Source organism: Terrabacter sp. NPDC000476 (assembly GCF_040300125.1).
Lineage (GTDB): Bacteria > Actinomycetota > Actinomycetes > Actinomycetales > Dermatophilaceae > Terrabacter.
Window position 1 is genome coordinate 1,549,466 of sequence record NZ_JBEPDF010000001.1, and the last position, 19,733, is coordinate 1,569,198.

At 74.7% G+C, this 19,733-nt stretch carries 15 protein-coding genes; 2 read left to right on the plus strand and 13 right to left on the minus strand.

Going from position 1 to position 19,733, the window contains the following annotated elements:
* Positions 1 to 58 precede the first annotated feature (58 nt).
* From ABT295_RS07185 to ABT295_RS07200, 4 genes are all read right to left on the minus strand, one after another.
* Positions 59 to 1,867: an LpqB family beta-propeller domain-containing protein gene (locus tag ABT295_RS07185; RefSeq protein WP_352393712.1), complete on the minus strand. Its 1,809-nt coding sequence runs from the start codon at positions 1,865 to 1,867 to the stop codon at positions 59 to 61.
* The gene (gene mtrB, locus ABT295_RS07190; RefSeq protein ID WP_352393713.1) at positions 1,864 to 3,618 is read right to left on the minus strand and encodes an MtrAB system histidine kinase MtrB; all 1,755 of its coding nucleotides are present in this window, start codon (positions 3,616 to 3,618) and stop codon (positions 1,864 to 1,866) included. The genes ABT295_RS07185 and mtrB overlap by 4 nt, the downstream gene beginning before the upstream one ends.
* 2 nt (positions 3,619 to 3,620) lie before the next feature.
* Positions 3,621 to 4,298 (minus strand): MtrAB system response regulator MtrA, encoded by a 678-nt coding sequence (gene mtrA / locus ABT295_RS07195; RefSeq protein ID WP_352393714.1) that lies wholly within the window; start codon positions 4,296 to 4,298, stop codon positions 3,621 to 3,623.
* Between the two features lie 125 nt (positions 4,299 to 4,423).
* Positions 4,424 to 5,017, minus strand: a complete 594-nt coding sequence (locus ABT295_RS07200) for a hypothetical protein (protein WP_352393715.1) — start codon at positions 5,015 to 5,017, stop codon at positions 4,424 to 4,426.
* 129 nt (positions 5,018 to 5,146) lie between these two features.
* On the opposite strand from ABT295_RS07200, the gene ABT295_RS07205 reads away from it, so the two are divergent.
* Complete coding sequence (locus ABT295_RS07205) at positions 5,147 to 6,607, plus strand: hypothetical protein (protein WP_352393716.1); 1,461 nt, start codon at positions 5,147 to 5,149, stop codon at positions 6,605 to 6,607.
* A gap of 94 nt (positions 6,608 to 6,701) precedes the next feature.
* Here ABT295_RS07205 and ahcY read toward each other — a convergent pair whose 3' ends face one another.
* The 7 genes from ahcY to ABT295_RS07240 all read right to left on the minus strand — a co-directional run bounded on the left by ahcY (position 6,702) and on the right by ABT295_RS07240 (position 14,231).
* Positions 6,702 to 8,138 (minus strand): adenosylhomocysteinase, encoded by a 1,437-nt coding sequence (ahcY, locus tag ABT295_RS07210; RefSeq protein WP_352393717.1) that lies wholly within the window; start codon positions 8,136 to 8,138, stop codon positions 6,702 to 6,704.
* A gap of 339 nt (positions 8,139 to 8,477) precedes the next feature.
* The gene (locus ABT295_RS07215; protein WP_352393718.1) at positions 8,478 to 9,419 is read right to left on the minus strand and encodes a DUF808 domain-containing protein; all 942 of its coding nucleotides are present in this window, start codon (positions 9,417 to 9,419) and stop codon (positions 8,478 to 8,480) included.
* A gap of 42 nt (positions 9,420 to 9,461) precedes the next feature.
* Positions 9,462 to 10,859 carry a mycothione reductase gene (locus ABT295_RS07220; RefSeq protein WP_352393719.1) on the minus strand — a complete coding sequence of 466 codons (1,398 nt, stop codon included), beginning with the start codon at positions 10,857 to 10,859 and terminating at the stop codon, positions 9,462 to 9,464.
* Between the two features lie 81 nt (positions 10,860 to 10,940).
* Complete coding sequence (locus tag ABT295_RS07225; RefSeq protein WP_352393720.1) at positions 10,941 to 12,116, minus strand: SIS domain-containing protein; 1,176 nt, start codon at positions 12,114 to 12,116, stop codon at positions 10,941 to 10,943.
* A gap of 5 nt (positions 12,117 to 12,121) precedes the next feature.
* Positions 12,122 to 12,331: a Trm112 family protein gene (locus ABT295_RS07230; protein ID WP_352393721.1), complete on the minus strand. Its 210-nt coding sequence runs from the start codon at positions 12,329 to 12,331 to the stop codon at positions 12,122 to 12,124.
* Positions 12,328 to 13,815 carry a phosphomannomutase/phosphoglucomutase gene (locus tag ABT295_RS07235; protein WP_352393722.1) on the minus strand — a complete coding sequence of 496 codons (1,488 nt, stop codon included), beginning with the start codon at positions 13,813 to 13,815 and terminating at the stop codon, positions 12,328 to 12,330. Before ABT295_RS07235 ends, ABT295_RS07230 begins: the two co-directional genes overlap by 4 nt.
* A gap of 8 nt (positions 13,816 to 13,823) precedes the next feature.
* Positions 13,824 to 14,231, minus strand: coding sequence for a DUF3499 domain-containing protein (locus ABT295_RS07240; RefSeq protein ID WP_352393723.1), 408 nt, complete (start codon positions 14,229 to 14,231; stop codon positions 13,824 to 13,826).
* 103 nt (positions 14,232 to 14,334) lie between these two features.
* On the opposite strand from ABT295_RS07240, the gene ABT295_RS07245 reads away from it, so the two are divergent.
* Positions 14,335 to 14,769 carry a metallopeptidase family protein gene (locus tag ABT295_RS07245; protein WP_352393724.1) on the plus strand — a complete coding sequence of 145 codons (435 nt, stop codon included), beginning with the start codon at positions 14,335 to 14,337 and terminating at the stop codon, positions 14,767 to 14,769.
* A gap of 97 nt (positions 14,770 to 14,866) precedes the next feature.
* Here ABT295_RS07245 and ABT295_RS07250 read toward each other — a convergent pair whose 3' ends face one another.
* Both ABT295_RS07250 and ABT295_RS07255 read right to left on the minus strand, forming a co-directional pair.
* Positions 14,867 to 16,333 carry a DUF5719 family protein gene (locus ABT295_RS07250; protein ID WP_352393725.1) on the minus strand — a complete coding sequence of 489 codons (1,467 nt, stop codon included), beginning with the start codon at positions 16,331 to 16,333 and terminating at the stop codon, positions 14,867 to 14,869.
* Positions 16,330 to 19,686, minus strand: a complete 3,357-nt coding sequence (locus ABT295_RS07255; RefSeq protein WP_352393726.1) for a glycosyltransferase — start codon at positions 19,684 to 19,686, stop codon at positions 16,330 to 16,332. Before ABT295_RS07255 ends, ABT295_RS07250 begins: the two co-directional genes overlap by 4 nt.
* Between the last annotated feature and the right edge of the window lie 47 nt (positions 19,687 to 19,733).

Genomic DNA, 19,733 nt, shown 5'->3' on the forward strand with positions numbered 1-19,733 from the left:
CTGTGGACGACGGCGCCCTGCGGGCGGGGGGTGTGGACGGGCGCCGGGTGTCCGGCGGTCAGCCGCCCGGGGCGAGCACGTCGCTGCCGCGGGCCGTCTGGCGCCAGGTCGAGCCCGCCCGGGCGAGCACGCGCTCGTCGCTCGTGACGATGACGAGGCCACGCGGCCCGCCCACGGTCGTGATGGTGACCGCGCCGGGCACGGGGCTCAGCCGACCGACCTCCTGCGTCGTGCCGTCGACCGCTCCCCCGAGCGTCGCGAGCCAGGGTCGCATGGGGTCTCCCGCGCGCACCTGGCCGAGCACGGCGTAGTTGACCCAGTCGAGCCAGGCGACGTCCTGGATCCGGGTCAGCGACTGCGCCTGTCGCAGCGGTGGCGACAGCGCGAGCGGCTGGCCGTTCGTGGCACGGACGATCCCGCTGAGCCCCAGCTGCACGTCGCGGCCGTCGCGGTCGGTCGTGATGACGAGCACCCGGGAGGCGTCGGCCGCCACGGCCATCGCGGTCACCCTCCGGTCGCCGAGCCACGGGGTGCGGATCGGCTCGGGCGTCGCCCGGGGGTCGCTCGAGACGGCGTCGAGGACGAAGACCTGGTCGTCACCGGCGGCGTCGGCCCCAGCGACCCAGAGGTAGCCGTCCGCGTCGTAGACGGGTCTCGTCAGCGACGTCGCGAAGGGCGCGATCGACTTCGTCGGCTCGGTGGAGCGCCAGAGCGAGAGCTCGGCGCGCGTGTCGGACACGGCGGCGACCTGCTTGCCGTCCACCGAGAGCGCGAGGCTGCGCCACGTGTCGGGGATGCGGTCGACGTCGCCGTCACGAGCCTTGAGGTCGGGGCGCTTGGCCGACTTGACGTCCGGCACGAAGCGCGGGTCGAGACGACGCAGCAGGTCGCCGCGGCGCACGAGGACGGTCTCGAGGGCGGTGCGCGGCACGACGTCGTAGCCGAGCTCCGACGACGTCGAGACCGTGGTGACGCCGCCGGGCAGCTCGAGCGGGGTCGTGTCGACCGAGAGCGAGACGGCCGTGACGGCAGGGATCTGCAGCATCGTCTTCGTCAGCTGCGCCCACATGGCCGTGCGCCTGGCCGGGTCGGCCGACAACGCCTGGCTGCTGAGATTGACCTGCGCCGTGCCGTTGACGACGGGCACGGCGTTGACGGCGAGCCGGGTGCCAGCGGGCACGCCCGTCGTCACCGCGCCCGCGAGGTGCTCGGGCACCGCGCTCAGCTGGGCCCGGGCGAGGGTCGTCGCGAGCCGGCTGCCGCTCGGGAACCAGCGCGAGTCCGGCACAAGGTCGCGCCCGTTCGGCGTCACGTAGTAGACATAGCGGTTGGTGTAGACCCGGGCGAACTGGTCGGCGTCGAGCCACAGGCCGAAGCCGTCGCGGGGCAGCTCGACGCGCCACTCGCCGCCCACCTTCGTCAGGCCGAGGCGCACCTGCGCGCGGGCACCCGGGGGCTGCTCGACGTAGCGGCCGTCGGGCGCCACGCGGGCGAGCACCGGGGCGGAGACGTCGATGCGGTCGGCCGTCCGCCGGGTCAGCGTCAGCTCGCCGCCGTAGACGACGACCTCCTGGCTCGACCAGCGCCAGCGGTCCACGCTGGCGGGCTCGAGGAAGAGCTTGCCGGTCGCGTGCGTGTCGTCGTTGTCCTCCCCGGCGCGCAGGAAGCCGCGCACGATCGACTCCTGGCTCGCACCGTCGAGGGGCCCCACCGCGATGACGCGGACCTGCTCGTTGTTGACGTCACCGAGCGCGCGGCCCTCGACGACGTCGCCCGTGCCGGGCAGCCCGCCCCAGCCGCACGCCCCGAGCAGGAGCACCACGGCCGCGAGCGCCGCGAGCCGTGCGCCGTGCCGGCCTCGTCTCACGGGGCGCGCTCCACGACGATGCGGCGCAGTCGCACCGTGTCGTCGTCGGCGACCGGACGGGACGTGCCCTCGCCGCCCGGGCCACCCCGGGTCGAGCCGTCGTCGTCGGCCGCGCGCGCCCGGGCCGCCTCCATGGCGAGCGGGCTGAGCGGCAGCGGCGAGCTCGTGATCGTGGCGTCGGCCTTGCGCGGCAGGGTGAGGCGGAAGCACGACCCCTCGCCGCGCGCTCCCCACGCCTCGAGCCGCCCGGCGTGCAGCCGGGCGTCCTCGAGCGCGATGGCGAGGCCGAGGCCGGTGCCACCGGTCGTGCGGGCCCGGGCCGGGTCGGCGCGCCAGAAGCGGGTGAAGACGAGCGCGGCCTCGCCGGGCCGCAGCCCGACGCCGTGGTCGCGCACGGTGACCGCCACGGCGGAGTCGTTCGCGCCCACCGTCACCTCGACCGGCTTGCCCTCGCCGTGCTCGATCGCGTTGGAGACGAGGTTGCGCAGGATGCGCTCGATGCGGCGCGAGTCCATGTCGGCCACGACCGGGTCGGCCGGCGCCACGACGACGAGCTGGGTGCCGCGCCGGGAGGCGAGGGTGCGGTGCGCGTCGACGGCGCGCTCGACCGAGGCGCGCAGGTCGCTCGCCTCGACCTCCAGCACGGCGGCGCCCGCGTCGAACCGCGAGATCTCGAGGAGGTCGGTGAGCAGCTCCTCGAAGCGGTCGAGCTCGCCGCGGAGCAGCTCGGCGGAGCGCGCGACCGTCGGCTCGAAGTCGCCCCGCGAGTCGTGGATGAGGTCGCCCGCCATCCGGATCGTCGTCAGCGGCGTGCGCAGCTCGTGCGAGACGTCGGAGACGAAGCGCTGCTGCACGCGCGAGAGGTTCTCCAGCTGCGCGATCTGCTGCTGGATCGAGGCCGCCATGGCGTTGAAGGAGTTGCCGAGGCGCGCGAGGTCGTCCTCCCCCTTGGCGCGCATGCGCTCGTTGAGGTTGCCCTCGGCGAAGCGCTCGGCGACGATCGCGGCCCGACGCACCGGGTCGGCCACGAGCCGGGTGACGACGAAGGCGATCGCGCCGACGAGCAGGATGAGGGCAGCGCCACCGATGAGGAAGGTCTGCCCGATGAAGCTGATGATCTCGCGCTCGCGGTGCATCGGGTAGATGAAGTAGAGCCCGTAGTCGCCCGCCACACCGGTGTCGATGCGCTGGCCGACGATGACGGCCGAGATCGTGTCGGTGCCCTCCTCGATGGTGGCCACCTGCAGGTGCTGGCGGTTGGGCTGGGCGGCCACCTGCGCGCGCAGCTCGTCGGGGATGAAGCGCACGCCGACGCTGCCGCTCTCGATGGCGTTCATGACGACGAGGCCGTCGTTGTTGTTCGCGAGGCGCGAGAGCACGACGTAGCGCGTCTCGTTGCCGGCGTCCCGTCGGTACTGCTTGACGAGCGTCGTGGCGAACTGGGTCAGCTCCTCGGCCGACCCGTTCTGGTCGGTGATGTCGAAGTTGCGCTGCGCGTCGGTGGCGTCTCGCAGGCTGTCCTCCGCCGCGATCCGCTGGCGGCCGTCGACGAGCCCCTGGGCGATGGACCCGTAGAGGTAGGTGCCCACCGCCGTGAGCACGAGCACGCCGAGCAGCATCGTGACGACGACGACGCGGAAGCCGAGCGAGGCCCGCCACAGGTGGAGCAGCCGCTGCCACCCCGCGCGCAGCACGGCGCCGGCCCGCGAGGACACGCCCGCGAGTCCGCCCGGGGCCGCGCGCCCGCCCATGGCTAGGACGGACCGGCCTTGTAGCCGACGCCGCGCACCGTGACGACGATCTCGGGGCGCTCGGGGTCGTGCTCGATCTTCGAGCGCAGTCGCTGGACGTGGACGTTGACGAGGCGGGTGTCGCCGGCGTGCCGGTAGCCCCAGACCTGCTCGAGGAGGACCTCGCGGGTGAACACCTGCCACGGCTTGCGGGCGAGGGCGACGAGCAGGTCGAACTCGAGCGGCGTCAGCGAGAGGGCCTGTCCGGCACGCTTGACCGAGTGGCCCGCGACGTCGATCTCGAGGTCCCCGATGGCGAGCTTCTCGGGAGCCGGCTCGTCGCCCCGCCGCAGGCGCGCGCGCACCCGGGCGATGAGCTCCTGCGGCTTGAAGGGCTTGACGACGTAGTCGTCGGCTCCCGACTCGAGCCCGACGACGACGTCGACGGTGTCGGTGCGGGCCGTCAGCATGACGATGGGCACGCCGCTCTCGGCACGGATGCGGCGGCAGACCTCCATGCCGTCGAGGCCGGGCAGCATGACGTCGAGCAGCACGAGGTCGGGCCGGGACTCGCGGAACGCACCGACCGCCTCGGAGCCGTCGGCCACGTGGCTGACCTCGAGACCCTCGTTGCGCAGCACGATCCCGAGCATCTCCGAGAGTGCGAGGTCGTCGTCGACGACCAGAACCCGACCCTTCACCACATGCTCCTCCCCGGGGTCCCCGCGGACCGCGGACCCCGTGCATCGATGACCACATCTTCACACACCCGTCCGTGGCCCCCGACGGCTGCGGGCCCCGCGCGGGCGGTCGCGCCGCGGGCAGGTCAGCCCTGCGTCACGTACCACTTCCCGCCGATGCGCACGGCCTTGAAGTTCTTGACCACCGTGGCCGCGATGGGCGGCACCGCGGTGGCGCGCTCGAACGTGGCCGCGTCACCGGTGACGGTCGCGCCGTCGATGGTGAGGCCGGTGAAGACGGCCCCCAGCTGCGTGATCTGCTCGAGCGTCGGGGCGATCGAGGTGCCGCACGCCTTCGCCGCACCCGGGATGCTCGGGATGGCCTTGCCCTTGGCCGCCATGAGCGCGCAGACGGTCTCGCCGTCGCCGGCGACCATGGCACCGAGCCACGAGCTCATCGCCTTCTCCGGCGTGCTCTGGTCGACGGGCGCCGCGGTGGCGCCCGCCCCCGCGGTCGCGGTCGAGCCGTCGTCGGGCACGGTCCCCGACGACATCGTGTCGCTCGGGACCGAGGCGCCGGAGGTGGCCCCCGCTCCCCCTGAGCCGGTGGCGCCGGTGGGGCCGGTGGATCCGGTGGATCCGATGGATCCGGTGGTGCCGGCCGGGTCCGCCGCCTGCGAGCACCCGGCCGCCGTGACGGTCAGGGCCAGCGCCAGCGCTGCGGTCACAAGCTTGGTCATGGGTCGTCCCTGCGTGCACGTCGGTGGAGCTCCATCGTCGCATGCCGTCACGCGCGGCCGACCGGCCGCCGGTCGGGGCAATTCACCCGAAAACCCCCAGAGTCGTCGTGCAGCGGCGAGAATTCACCGGTGACGACCACTTCGACGCGCGACGCGCGACGCGACGACGCCGCCGAGCCCGTCACCCCCGCCGGATCCGACCGCCGGTCGGCCCTGCCGCTGCTCGTGCGACAGGTCCTGCCGGGGCTCGCCGTGCTCTCGGTCGTCGTCGTCCTCGCCCGCCCCGTCAGCGACCCCGACACGTTCTGGCACCTGGCGGCGGGCGACCGTCTGCGCGAGACGTGGTCGTTCTCGGGCGCCGATCCCTGGAGCACCATGTCGACGCTCCCGTGGCGCCTGCACGAGTGGCTGCCCGAGGTCGTCATGAGCCTCGCCCAGCAGGCGTTCGGCCTGCCCGGCGTCTCGTGGCTGCTCCCCCTCGGCGGCGCCGGGATCACCCTCGCGCTCTGGCTCGCCGTGCGCCGGCACGCGCCACTGCTCGTCACCGCGGTCGTCGTGCTCGTCGCGGTCGTCGCGATGAGCTCCAGCCTGACGCTGCGCCCCCACCTCGTCTCCTTCGCGCTCGCCACGGTGACGACCGGGGCGTGGCTGCGCACGCGGGACGACGGCCGGGCCCGCTGGTGGCTCGTCCCGCTCACGTGGGTGTGGGCCTGCAGCCACGGGATGTGGTTCGTCGGCGTCGCCGTCGGCGTCGCCGCCCTCGCCGGGCTCCTCCTCGACGGCGTCGCCCGCGGCCGCGCCTGGCTGCGGCTCGCGCTCGTGCCGCTGGCCTCCCTCGTCGCTGCGGCGCTGACCCCGGTCGGGCCGGAGCTGCTCGCGGCCCCGTCGTCGGTGCGCGAGTACGCGCAGTACGTCACCGAGTGGCGCCCGCCCTCCCTGAGCGACATCGGGTTCGTGGCCTTCCTCGCGCTGGCCGGCGTCACCGTGCTCGTCTGGTCCCGCGCGCGCCTCCGGGTCCCGTGGACCGAGCTCGCCCTCGCCGCCCTCGCCATCGGGCTCGCCCTCCTCTACGTGCGCACGGTCGCCGTCGGCGCGGCCGTGCTCGCCCCGGTGGTCGCCCCGAGCCTCGCGCGCGCCGCCGGCCTGCCCCGTGAGCCGCTGCGGCGCCGCGAGGTGGCGCTCACGCTCACCCTCGCGGCGGTCGGGCTCGTCGTGTCCGGCGCCCTGGCCCCGGCGCGCGCCGCTCAGCCGCAGTGGGGCCCGAACGACCTCGACCGCCCGATCGCGGCCCTGCCGGCCGGCACGGTCGTGTGCAACGACTACGGCAGCGGCGGCTGGCTCATCTGGAAGCACCCGAACGTGCGCCCGGCCATCGACGGGCGCACCGAGATCTACTCCCTCGCGCACGTCGAGTCCTACATGGCCTTCCACCGGGCCGAGCCGGGCTGGACGGCCTACCTCTCGCGCACCGGCTGTCGCTGGGCCCTCGTGCCCGCCGACCTGCCGGTCGCCGAGGCGCTCGTCGCCCAGACGCGATGGACCGTGGCCGCCCGGGGCAGCAGCCACCTCCTGCTGCGCGCGCCGGGCTGAGTCGCGCCGGCCCCGGACGCACGTATGCCGCCCGCCCCGGTGAGGGCGGACGGCATACGTCGGCGGTGGGCTCGGCCCCCGAGGGGGCGGGGCGTCAGTACCGGTAGTGCTCGGGCTTGTACGGGCCCGCGACGTCGACGCCGAGGTACTCGGCCTGGCCCTTCGTCAGCTCGGTGAGCTGCACGCCGAGGGCGTCGAGGTGCAGGCGCGCGACCTTCTCGTCGAGGTGCTTGGGCAGCGTGTAGACCTTCTTGTCGTACTCGCCGGGCTTCGTGAAGAGCTCGATCTGCGCGATGGTCTGGTTGCTGAAGCTGTTGCTCATGACGAAGCTCGGGTGACCGGTGGCGTTGCCGAGGTTCATCAGGCGACCCTCGGACAGCACGATGATCGAGCTGCCGCTCTCGAAGGTCCACTCGTGAACCTGCGGCTTGATCTGCGTCTTCTGCACGCCGGGCACGCGGGCCAGGCCCGCCATGTCGATCTCGTTGTCGAAGTGGCCGATGTTGGCCACGATGGCCTTGTTCTTCATCTGCGTCATGTGCTCGGCCGTGATGACGTCGTAGCAGCCGGTCGTCGTGATGAAGATGTCGGCGCTGGCGACGACGTCCTCGAGGCGGGCGACCTGGAAGCCCTCCATGGCGGCCTGCAGCGCGCAGATCGGGTCGATCTCGGTGACGATGACGCGGGCGCCCTGGCCACGGAGCGACTCGGCGCAGCCCTTGCCCACGTCGCCGTAGCCGGCGACGACGGCCACCTTGCCGCCGATGAGCACGTCGGTGGCGCGGTTGAGCCCGTCGATGAGCGAGTGGCGGCAGCCGTAGGTGTTGTCGAACTTGCTCTTGGTCACCGCGTCGTTGACGTTGATGGCCGGGAAGAGCAGCTCGCCGGCCTCGGCGAGCTGGTAGAGGCGGTGGACGCCCGTCGTGGTCTCCTCGGTGACGCCCTGGATGCCGGCGGCCACGGTCGTCCACTTCTGCGGGTCGGTCGCCATCGTCTGGCGCACGAGCTCCTTGAAGACGCCGAACTCCTCGGAGTCCTCGTCGGTGGTCGGCGGCACCTGGCCGGCCTTCTCCCACTCGAGGCCCTTGTGGACGAGCATCGTGGCGTCGCCACCGTCGTCGAGGATCATGTTCGGGCCCTCGCCGCCGGGCCAGGTGAGGATCTGGTCGGTGCACCACCAGTACTCGGGGAGCGTCTCGCCCTTCCAGGCGAAGACGGGCACGCCCTGCAGGTCGTCGGCCGAGCCCTTCGGGCCGACGACGACGGCGGCAGCGGCCTCGTCCTGCGTCGAGTAGATGTTGCAGGAGGCCCAGCGGACCTCGGCGCCGAGCGCGGTGAGCGTCTCGATGAGCACGGCCGTCTGGACCGTCATGTGGAGCGAGCCGGCGATGCGCGCGCCCTTGAGCGGCTGCGCCGCGGCGTACTCCTCACGGATCGCCATCAGGCCGGGCATCTCGTGCTCGGCGAGACGGAGCTGGTGTCGGCCGGCCTCGGCGAGGCTCAGGTCGGCAACCTTGTAGTCGAAGGACATGAGTGATCGGTTCCTTTGATCGTCGGTGTGCAGACCCGGCGCGCCCCTCTGGGCTCATCTGGCGGGTCATCACCCACGCCGGCAGTCGCCCAGTCTAGCGGTGGGCTCCGCAGGACTCGAACCGACGTGTCGAGGGTCGACGGTCTCCGGGAGCGTCCACCGCCGGCGGGTCGGGGTCGGCGGGTCGGGGTCGACGTGTCGGATCCTGCTCCGGATTCCGGAGCAGGATACGAGCGGCGGCAGCGCCCTGTCTGGACTCTCCCATCGGATCCTGCTCCGCTTTCCGGAGCAGCACGCGAGCGGCGGTGGCGGCGGTGGGGGCCCCGACGGGAGCCGCCGTCAGTGGGCGGCTGCGGCCCCGTCGTGACCGCGGCGACGCGGGAGGACGTGCAGGACGGCGACGACGAGGGCGCCGACGACGAGGCCGATGAGCGCGGACGCGAGGGTGTTGACGACCCAGGCGAGGAGGCCACCGACACCGGCCACCCCTGCGACCCCCTCCTCGAGGTGGTGCACGACGTCGTAGAGGGCGTGCCAGCCCAGCTCGTCGACGCCGACGAGCAGGATGTGGCCACCGACCCAGAGCATGGCCGCGATGCCGACCGTGGAGAGCACCGACAGCAGCTTCGGCATGCCCTTGACGAGCCCCCGGCCGATGCGCTGCGAGGCGCCCGACTCGCGCTGCGCGAGGTGCAGGCCCACGTCGTCCATCTTGACGATGAGGCCGACGACGCCGTAGACGAGCGCCGTGATGAGCAGGGCCACGATGACGAGGATGATGAGGCGCGAGACGAACGGCTCGGTGTCGACCTCGTTGAGGGCGATCACCATGATCTCCGCCGAGAGGATGAAGTCGGTGCGCACGGCGCTCGAGACGACGGCCTTCTCGTCGACCTCGCCGGGCTCGGGCTCGGCCTCGCGGTGGCCCGAGACGATCTCCCACACCTTCTCGGCGCCCTCGTACGCGAGGTAGGTGCCGCCGACCATGAGGATCGGCGTCAGCAGCCACGGCACGAACTGGCTGAGCAGCATGATGATCGGCAGGATGATGAGCAGCTTGTTGCGCAGCGACCCCAGCGCGATGCGCTTGATGATCGGCAGCTCCCGGTCGGGCGAGAGCCCCTGCACGTAGCGTGGCGTCACCGCCGTGTCGTCGACGACGACGCCCGTCGCCTTGACGCTCGCCTTCGCCGCTGCCGCGCCCACGTCGTCGACGGACGCCGCCGCGAGCTTCACGAGCGCCGCGACGTCGTCGAGTAGGGCTACGAGTCCGCCTGCCATGGCGTCATCCTAGGGTGGGCTGGGAGTCCGCTGGGAACGGGCTCAGGCGGGCGCGTCGAGGGGCAGCCCGAGCAGGGCGTTCTCGACGACCTCGCTGAGAGCCGGGTGGATCCAGTACTGGCCGCGTGCGAGGTCGTGCACCGTCGTGCCGGACGACATCCCCTGGATGAGCGGCTGGATGAGGGTGGTCGCCTGCGGCCCCATGAGGTGCGCGCCGAGCAGCCGCCCCGTGGTGGGGTCCGCGACGAGCTTGCAGACGCTCGTCGTGTCCTCCATCGCCCAGCCGTAGGCGGTGTCACCGAACTTCTGGACGTACGTGACGTGCGGCAGCCCCTGCTCGACGCACTCCCCCTCGGTGAGCCCCACGGTCGCGATCTGCGGGTGGCTGAATACGCCGGACGGGATGTGGTCGTGCGGGAAGGCCCGCAGGTCGTCGGGGTGCACGAGGTTGTGCGCGACCGCGCGCGCCTCGGCGTTGGCGACGTGCTTGAGCTGCAGGGGCGCGCTGACGTCGCCGAGCGCCCAGACGCCGGGCGCGCTCGTGCGGCCGTAGGCATCGACCTCGACGCGGCCGTCCTCCCGCAGCCGGATGCCGCCCGCGGCCGGGTCGAGGCCGGCGCTGCTCGGCTCACGTCCGGTGGCGACGAGGAGCAGGTCCGCCTCGACCGTCGACGCGTCGTCGAGGCGCAGCCGCACGCCCGCGCCGCTGTCAGGAGCGATCCGCTCGACGGCCACGACCGTCGCGCCGGTGCGGACGTCCCACTGCTCGCGGGCGAGGTCGGTGAAGCGCTCGGAGATCTCTGCGTCGAGGTGGCGCAGCAGCTGGGAGCTGCGGGCGACGAGGGTCACCTGCACGCCGAACGAGGAGAAGACGTGAGCCATCTCGGCCGCGATGTAGCCGCCGCCGACGATGGCGAGGCGGCGGGGCAGCTCGTCGATGCGCATCACGGTGTCGGAGGTGTGGAACGGCACCCCCGAGGCCGTGACGACCTCGGGCACGACGGGGTGCGCCCCGGTGGCGACGACGACCTGGTCGGCCGTGATCGTCTCCTTGCCGCCGTCGCTGCGGGTGATCGTCAGCCGGCGGTCGCCGGTGAAGCGCGCGTGCCCGAGGAAGGCCGTGGTGTTGGGTCCTTCCGCGCGGTAGCGCAGGCCGCCCTCGCTGATGGGGTCGATGCGCCCGAAGATGCGGTCGCGCACGTCGGCCCAGCGGACGCCCTCGAGCGTGGCGTCGACGCCGTAGCGACCCGCCTCGCGCACCTCCCGGGCGAGGTCGGCCGCGTAGACGAACATCTTCGTGGGGATGCAGCCGACGTTGATGCACGTGCCACCGAACGTGCCGTGCTCGATGACGGCGACGCGCTTGTCGTCGAAGTCGGGCGTCACGAGCGAGTTGCCGGAGCCGCTGCCGATGATAGCGAGGTCGAAGTGCGAGGTCACGGGGGCAGCGTACGTGCCCACGGCGACCACGCTGCGCGCAGGCGGCGCCGGAGTGCTGCGCTCAGGTGCCAGGCGCCGGACTCAGGCGCCGCGCGCGCCCCGGAGCATGCCGACGTGCGGTGAGGTGGCCGGGTCGAACCCGCAGCCGAGGGCGAGGTAGCTCGCCGCGAAGTCGGTCAGCGCGACGTGGTGGGCGAGCCGCAGCAGGGGGTGGGCCGACGGGGCGTCGACGAGCGAGACGCGCACTCCGGCGTCCTCGGCGACCGAGACGACGGTGTCGGCCAGCCGGTGCGAGGCTCCGTCCGAGGAGTCGCGCAGCATGATGAGCCGCAGCGGTGGCCTCGAGGGCCCGTCGAGGAAGGGGTCGGCGAAGATGTCGTCGACCCGGCGCGAGCCCGAGCCGCCCGAGCCGCCGTCGCCGTCCGGATCGCCGGGGGCGAGCGGCCCGTCGAAGCAGGCGACGATCTGGCTCGCGGCGTCGGGCAGGCAGCCGTGCGCGACCGGGAGGCGGCCGGTGCGGCCGATCATCGCCGCGGCGCGCCGGGCCGCGACGTCACCGAACGGCCCGTCGCCCAGGACGATCGGCGTCGACTCGGCGAGCTCGACGGCGAGCACCTTGGCGGGGTTGACGAAGGACTCCGACCCGGGCCGGGCGTCGGTGGCCGCGGCGTCGAGCACGTCGGCGAGCTCCCCCAGGGTCGCCTGGCCGGTCGAGGCGATGCCCATGGCGTCGGCGGCGAGCAGGGCCGGTGTCGCCTGTGCCCACATCGACGTGCGCGACGAGGAGCCCTCGACGGCGATCGGCACGTGCACGCCGTGCGCGCGCGCGCAGACGTCGGCGAGGGGCGAGTCGGCGGCGCCCACCGTGACGAGGAAGGCGCCCCGGCGGGCCGCCTCCGCCGCCAGCGCGAGGGTGCCGGCCGCGCGGCCCGACTGCGACACGGCGAGCACGACGTCGAGGGCCCCCACCCAGCCGGGCAGCGACCCCGAGGAGCAGCTCTGGACGGGCAGGGCGGCGGCGCCGCGCGAGACGGCCTCGAAGAGGTCGGCGACGGCGACGGAGCCCCCGGCGGCCGCGACGACGACGCCGCGGGGCTCGACGTCGCGCAGCCGGTCGAGGCCCGCCTCCCCGGCCGCAGCCGCGGTGCGGCGCACCTGGGCGCCGGCACCGGCCAGCGCCCGGAGGGTCTCACCGCGGTCGAGCGCCTGCAGGGCGTCCTCGTCGTCCAGCCGGCCCTCGTCGAACACGGCGCCCACGGCGGTCAGCCGTCGGTGCGGCGGGCGAGGTCGACGAGCAGGACGGGCACGCCGCCCTCGACGGGATAGGCGAGGTGGCACACGTCGCAGCGCAGCTCGGCCGTCCCTGAGGCGGCACCGGCCTCGGCCGGCACGTCGACGAGCTCACCCTTGCACTGGGGGCAGCGCAGGATCCCGCGCAGCCACGGCTCGATGGTCTGCTGGCTCTGGCTCACGAGGCGGCTCCTGCGCTGTCGGCGGGGCGGTGGCCCGCATCGTCCCCGGCGGCGCCCGACCGGATGAGGGCGAGCATCTCGTCACGGACCTGGGTCATCGTCTCACGGTCGGCGGCCTCGACGTTGAGCCGCAGCAGCGGCTCGGTGTTCGAGGCGCGCACGTTGAACCACCACGTCGGCGCCTCGCCCTCGGGGCTGCGCACGGTGAGGCCGTCGAGCTCGTCGGTCTGCGCGCCGCGCACCTGCGCCCAGGCCCGCACCTGCTCGACGGCGCCGGCCTGGTCCTGCACGGTCGAGTTGATCTCGCCCGAGGCGACGTAGCGCTCGTACTCGGCGCAGAGACGCGAGAGCGGCTCGTCCTGCTCGCCGAGGGCCGCGAGCACGTGCATCGCGGCGAGCATGCCGGTGTCGGCGAACCAGAAGTCGCGGAAGTAGTAGTGCGCGGAGTGCTCGCCACCGAAGACGGCACCGGCGCGGGCCATCTCGGCCTTGATGAAGGAGTGGCCGACGCGGGTGCGCACCGGGGTCGCGTCCGCCTCGAGCACGATCTCGCGGACCGCAGCGCTCGAGATGACGTTGTGCACGATGGCGACGTCGGTGTCGCCACCGGCGCGGGCCCGGGCGATCTCGCGCACGGCGACGAGGCCGGTGACGGCGCTCGGCGAGACCGGCTCGCCGTCGGCGTCCACGACGAAGCAGCGGTCGGCGTCGCCGTCGAAGGCGAGCCCGATGTCGGCGCCGTGCTCGCGCACGGCGGCCTGCAGGTCGACGAGGTTGGCCGGGTCGAGCGGGTTCGCCTCGTGGTTGGGGAAGGTGCCGTCGAGCTCGAAGTAGAGCGGGACGATCGTCAGCGGCAGCTCGGGCAGCCCGGCACCCGTGCCGAGCACGGCGGGCACCGTGTGCCCACCCATGCCGTTGCCGGCGTCGACGACGACCTTGAGCGGCCGCGAGCCCGAGAGGTCGACGAGGCCGCGCAGGAAGGCGGCGTAGTCGCCGAGCAGGTCACGCGTCGTCACCGACCCGGGGCCGCCGACGGGCTCGGCGAGGCCGGTGCCGCCGTCGAGCATCCACTGGGCGAGGTCGCGGATCTCGGCGAGGCCGGAGTCCTGGCCCACCGGGCGCGCGGCCGAGCGGCACAGCTTGATGCCGTTGTACTGCGCCGGGTTGTGGCTCGCCGTGAACATCGCGCCGGGCAGGTCGAGGGCGCCGCTGGCGTAGTAGAGACCGTCGGTCGAGCACAGCCCGATGAGGGTGACGTCGACGCCGCGCGCGGTGACCCCGGCCGCGAAGGCGGCGGAGAGCTCGGGCGAGCTGGGGCGCATGTCGTGCCCGATGACGATGCCGCTCGATCCGTCGGGGATCGCGACGACCTCGGCGAACGCGGCGCCGATGGCCCGGGCGACGTCCGGGGAGAGCTGGTCGGGCACGAGTCCGCGCACGTCGTACGCCTTGACGAAGTCAGCGAGATGAGGCACGGCGAACACCCTAGCCGTCAGGAGTCGCGCAGGATGCGCAGGTGCCCCCGGCGGCCGGACTCGACGGCCCCGGAGTCGGCCTCGGCGCTCGCCTGCCCTCGGGAGGCCGTGCGACTCTCCGTGGGGCGGGACTCGGCGGGGCGGCGCGTGCGTGGCCGCCCGGCCTCGCGGACGGCGTCGGCGAGGGCGAGCAGGTCGTCGGCCGCGAGCGCGGGCTCGGGGAACTCACCGCCCACGCGGACGACGTCCCACCCGCGCGGGGCGGTCATGCGCTCGGCGTGCTCGAGGCAGAGGTCGTACGTGTGCGGCTCGGCGTACGTCGCGAGTGGCCCGACGACGACGGCGCGGTCGGCATACGCGTAGGTCAGGGTGGCGACCGCCGGGCGAGCGCATCCCGTCTTCGAGCAACCACGTGTCAGACCCACGATCGGCGACTCTAGTCGGCCACCGGTGGCACGACGAATCACCACGCCGGGCCGCCACCAGATCGTCGACGGACCCGCCGCACCGACGATCTAGAGTGGGACCGTGGACAGTCCCCCGCCCCGCACCCCGGCCCGCCGTCGGGTGCGCGACCGTCACGGCCGTGGTCGCCGCGGGCCGCTCGCCTGGCCTCCCGTGCCGGCCATGACGACGCGGCGGGACGCCTTCGACGACTACGTGCTCGACGCCGCGGCCCGCCTCGAGGCGACCTGCGGACGTGCCTTTCCCACCGTGGAGTTCGCGGTCGAGGACGTGCCGCGCGGACCGGCTCCGTGGGACCACCGCGAGGTGCCGCTCGGTCGCCTCTACCCCGCGACCGAGGGGCGACCGGCTCGCATCGTGGTCTACCGGCGGCCCGTGGAGACGCGGGTGACGGACCGTCGGGACGTCGCGGCACTCGTCGCCGACATCGTGACGGAGCAGGTCGCCGGCCTGCTCGGGGTCTCCCCCGAGGAGCTCGACCCGGGGTTCGGCGAGTAGGGGTTCGGCGAGTAGGGGTTCGGCGAGTAGGGGTTCGGCGAGTAGGGGTTCGGCGAGTAGGGGTTCGGCGAGGAGGCCGTTCCGCCCGCGCCGTCGGTCAGTTGCGCACCTGTCGCACCGGCACCGACTGCGCCCGCACCGGCGCGTCGGACAGGGCCGCCACGCCGAAGAACGGCACCCCCGCGTCCGCGCCGACGACGGAGACGGCGCCCCGCACCGTGCCGCTGCGCGGCACGACCCACACGCCGTCGGCCGAGCCGGCGTCGACGGCGCGGGTGGCGTCCGCGGGCACCGAGACCGTCGTGACGGGTGCGCCGGGGCCGGAGCCGAGGCGGACCTGGACCTGCGCACCGGCCGGTCCTGCGGTGAGCAGCACCCGCTTGCTCGTGCCGGAAAGTCCCGGGAGCAGCACGCCCGCGACACCGTGCAGCGCCGGCGTGGCCGCCGTCCAGGCGAAGTCGCCCATGCGGTCGCCGGTCGTCGCGCGCCGCTCGGTCCACGCGGCCGCCACGAGCGGCTGGTCGGACCGGACGCCGAGCCCCATCGCCGCGGCGTTGACGGGCGCGGCGACGTCGACGGTCGAGCCGGCCGGCACCCGCACGGCGCGCAGCGCGTCGGGCTGGACGGCGCCGGTGGCCGTGAGGAGGCGCACCTGGGCCAGGGCCTCGGTGTCGCCCGGGTTGGCCAGTCGCACCCAGACCGACGAGCCGCCGGTCTCGATGCCGGGCACCACGAGGTCGGTGGCGGGCGCGGCGGCACGGGTCGAGTCGTCGATGCCGCGCCCGGTGGCGCCGAGGATCCACTGCTCGTCGAGCACCGCGGTGACGACGCCCCCCGTCGCGCTCACGTGGACGACGGGACCGGCCTCGCTCGGGGCGATGGCGTCGAGCGAGACGACGGTGCGCGACAGCGGCGGGATGGAGACGGACAGGTCGTCGGCGGCGGCGATCCGGCCCGAGCGACCGAGCATCTCGAACGACACCGAGACGGCGTTCGCCCCGGGGTTGGTCACGACCACCCGTTCGGTGCGTGACGGGCCGTCACCGCCGCCGACGAGCCACACGTCCGAGGACGGCAGCTGGCAGGGGGTCACGGCGAGCCCACGGTCATCGTCGCCCGTGTGGCGCCAGACCTGGGTCGCGACGAGTCCCGGCGCGAGGGTGCCCGTCGCCCGCGCCATGACGAGGTCGGCGCCGGGCGCGGCGGCGCTCACCGCGGCACCCGGCGTGGTGCCCTGCGCCAAGCCGGTCGAGCGGGCCCCGGAGAGCAGCTGCACGGTGCCGGCACCGCTCGCGAGGCCCTCCACGACGCCTGGCGCCGGGGCTGCGGCCGCGACGGTGACGCTGCCGCGGACGTCGCGCAGGCCGACCGCGCCGAGGCGCTGCTGCCCCGGGCACACGAGGGAGGACTCCTCGACGAGCACGCTCGAAGACTCCGGCAGCCCGGCGCGCTCACCCGGCGTGGCGAGCTGCACGGACCCGCTGACGCGGGTGGCGCCGACGGCGAGGGCGGCTGCGGCGAGCGTCACCGCGCCGACCCGGACGACCCCGGTGACGGTGCTCATGCGCGCCTCCTGGAGCGACGGTTGCCGAAGGGCACGGCGAGGAAGACGACGAGGCCGAGCAGCGCCGCCTGGCCGACGCGCCACCACGGCTCGGCGGCCGCGAGGTCGATCTCGAGGTCACCCGAGGTCGAGGGAACGGCATACGTCGGCTGGTCGGTGCCGGGCACCCGCGGGAGCACCGCGCCGGCGAAGGTCACGCGTGCCGAGTCGGCCCACTCGGGCGGCTCGGCGAGCACGAGGTTGCGCGGGACGGTCGACGCCGGCAGCGTCGTGCTGACGGCTGCGTGCGGGCCGACCGTGGGCACGGCGGCGAGCAGGGCGCCGTCGGCGTCGACGAGGCGGGCCCGGGAGGGCGCCGTCGCCGCGGCCGCACCGGCCGCCGCGGGCAGCGGCTGCACCTTCCACAGCACGCCGTGCTCGCTCGTGCCGAGGCGGCTGAGCCCCTCGGCGGAGTCGAGCCGGCGGGCGAGGGGCGTGTCGGCCGAGCCGCGCACCTGGATGAAGCCGATGCCGAGGCGGGCCAGCGCGCCGGCGTCGAGGCTCTCTGCGCCGCGACCGCCGACGATGTCGGCGACGGCGCCGACGAGCGGGCTGTCGTCGACGCTCGCCCCGGCGCGGTCGAGGTCGCGCAGCAGCTCGCCCGGCTCCTGGCCGGCGAGCACGAAGTCGACGACGTCGTCCGAGGGGCGCAGCAGCAGGAGGCGGTTCGCGAGCGGGCCGCCCGCCTGCTCGAGGGCGACGGCGGGCAACGAGGCACGCCCGACGGAGAGGGAGCGGCCGGTGCCCTGCACGCCCCACAGGGCGGCACCGACGAGCACGGGTGCGGCGGCGAGGGCCGTGACGACGACGGCGGCGGCGAAGCGCCACCGGCGGTCGGTGCGGCGCAGCGCGGCGAGCACGGGACGGCTGCCGGCGAGGAGGCCGACGAGCAGTCCGGCGAGCCAGAGCTGGACCCCGATCCCGGACCAGAGGTGCGCCGGCGACGACGTGCCGACGCCGGTCTCGGCCGAGCCGAGCACGACGCGGTCGGCGAGGAGCGAGACGCCGAGGCCGACGACGGCGAGCAGGCCGCCGGCGCCGAGGCCGACGGACTCCGACCGGGTGCGTCCGCGCACCCCGAGCCCGACCAGGCCGAGGACGACGACGGGTGCACCCAGCCACATGGCCCAGCCCGGGCTGCCGGTCGTGCCGAGGACGAGCGCCACGACGTCCCACGGACCGCGCTCCCCCGTCGTGGAGACGAGTCCAGGACCGGAGAGCAGCAGCCGCCAGTCGTCGACGAAGCGCGTGGCCCACGGGCCGAGCAGGGCGAGCGGCACGACGAGCAGCACGAGCGCGCGGACCCGGCGCAGGCCCGGACCGAGGAGCAGCAGCAGCACGGCCGCCACCGTGGTCAGCACGAGCAGCGGTGGGGCGAAGGACCCCAGCACGGCGGCGGCGAGCGCCGTCGCGAAGGTGGCGGTGAAGGTGCCGTCACGGCGGGCGGCGAGGCAGAAGCCCGCCAGGACGAAGGGCAGCAGCACGTGGGCGACCGCGACGGTGACCCGGCCCTGCGCGACGGCGGTGGCGGCGACCCCTGCGGTGCCCCACGCGAGCGCCGCGAGCGCCTGCGCGACGCGCGAGGGCGTGACGACCCGGGCCGCGAGGTAGGCGGCCCAGGTGGCGAGCGCGGGGGTGAGGAAGAGCAGCCAGGCGATGGTGACGCCCGCGCTCGACCGGCTCTCGGCGACGGCCGGCACGCGCTCGGCGAGCCAGGTGAGGGCGGAGAGCACCGCCAGGTGGGGTCCGGAGTCGACACCGGTGCCGAGACCGGCGCCGTGCCAGGCGTCGCGGAAGGCGTGCCACAGCCCCGACGAGCCGGTCGTCACCGGGCGCAGCTCGCCGCCGGCGACGCCGGTGTTGGTCGGCGACAGGGCCCCGGCGCGGATCGTGTCCCGCCAGGCCGCCACGGAGGTGGCGACGACGACGGCGGTGGCGAGGACGCCGGGGTGCGTCAGCACGCGGCGCGGCAGCGAGGCGGGCAGCTGGTCGAGCGACTCCGACTCGTCGGCGACGGGCCCCGTCTCGGTCGTGGCCGCCGCCTCGCGCCGGGCCAGGCTGCGTTCCGGGGTGATGGCGTCCTGGATGTGGTCGATCGTCGTGCGCGCGGCGACGAGGGGTGCGACGAAGAGGGTGCCGAGGTGGTCGCGGCGCAGGCGCTTGGTGCGCCGTCCGCGCCAGCGGGCGCCGAGGGTGGCGACGGGGTGGAACAGGGCCGTGACGTCGGTCAGCTCGCGCCAGGCCTGCCTTGGGCGCTTGGCCACGAGCAGGGTGACGGAGGCGAGCACCGCCGACAGTGCCATCCACAGCGCGAGGAAGGGCGCCGCGAGCGGGGAGCACCGGGCGAGCGTCACCTGGCGAGCCGCCCGCCGGCCGCGGCGCTCGAGCTCGCGCGGACGCGGGGCGTCGGGGCGCTTGCCGTCGAGCCCGGCCGTGGCGTCGCTGACGACGGCGGCGGGCACGACGACGACCCGGTGGCCGGCCAGCTGCGCGCGCCAACCGAGGTCGAGGTCGGCGCCGTGGTCGACGAACGCCGGGTCGAAACCGCCGAGGTCGTCGTAGGCGGCCCGGCGCACGAGCATGCCGTTCGTGCTCACGGCGAGCACGTCGGCGCGGTGGTCGTACTGGCCCTGGTCGGCCTCGCCGCGCGCCGGCGAGGCGAGGCGACGACCGGTGCGGGTGATCTGGATGCCCATCTCGACGAGGCGACGGGGGTCGTCGGCGCTGACGATCTTCGGGCCGGCGATGCCGACCGAGCGCGAGCGCAGCCCGGCCTGCAGCAGCCGCTCGAGCGCCGTCGGGCGCGGCACGGCGTCGTCGTGGAGCACCCAGACCCAGCTCGCGGCCGCGTCGGCCGGTTCGGGCAGCGCCGCGACGCCGGCCTCGATGGCGCGACCCACCGGCACCCGGCGCTCGAGCCGCACGAGCTCGACGGACGGGACGGCCCGCCGCACGCGGGCGTGCGCCTGAGCGATGGCGGCGGAGGAGTCGGTGCTCGCGACGTCGACGACGACGAGCCGCTCGGGCGGCCGGGTCTGCGCGGCGAGGCCGTCGAGGCACGCCGCGAGCCAGTCGGCCCCGTCGTGGACGACGACCACGGCCGCGACGGTCGCGTCGCCGGCCTCGGGGCGCGACGTCCCGGCGGGCCCCGTCGAGGGAGGGGCGGAGCCGGTGGCCGTCGGGGCCGTCGGGGCCTGCGGAGACGCCGGCACCGCCGGCGTCGGCGTCCCGGGGGTCGCCGAGGACGCACGCCCCGCGCCTGCGGGGGTGCGGAGGTCCTGGGAGAGCTCGTCGGGCACGGTGGTCACCTTCACGGCTCTGCCCACCCGGGCACCTGGGCGATGCCGGGGTCGGACGACAC